This is a genomic window from Leisingera sp. ANG-DT, assembly GCF_000813785.1.
GTDB lineage: Bacteria > Pseudomonadota > Alphaproteobacteria > Rhodobacterales > Rhodobacteraceae > Leisingera.
In genome coordinates this window covers 574-875 of the sequence record NZ_JWLE01000076.1, presented here as the reverse complement: position 1 = coordinate 875, position 302 = coordinate 574, and the positions used below count along the sequence as shown (strand labels likewise).

The window sequence follows — 302 nt, the reverse complement described above, 5'->3', positions numbered from 1 at the left end:
GACGTCATTGCCCACGGTGGTATCACGGGTGTCGGGCTGGAACCCTGCCATCTGCTCCGGGTCGAATACCGGGAAGGGGTAGCAGCTGAGCCCGTCCTGCGCATGGTTGGCCGAGGCGGTGATGAAGCGCACCCCGTGGGCGATCTGGCAGAAGCGGCCGATGACCAGCCGCTCGCGCGATCCGGGGAACAGGTAGGGGGCCAGGTGCTGCGCCCAGTCCTGCGGCGGGTCGAAATCGGAGGCGTAGGAATAGTCGCCTGCCTTGATGTTCGGATGATCGAGGACCTGCGAAAGCATCACGG

The 302-nt window shown here is 65.6% G+C and carries 1 pseudogene; it reads right to left on the bottom strand.

The features are described 5' to 3' along the window. Positions 1–302, bottom strand: a pseudogene (locus tag RA21_RS23355) (CatB-related O-acetyltransferase); the annotation flags it as partial.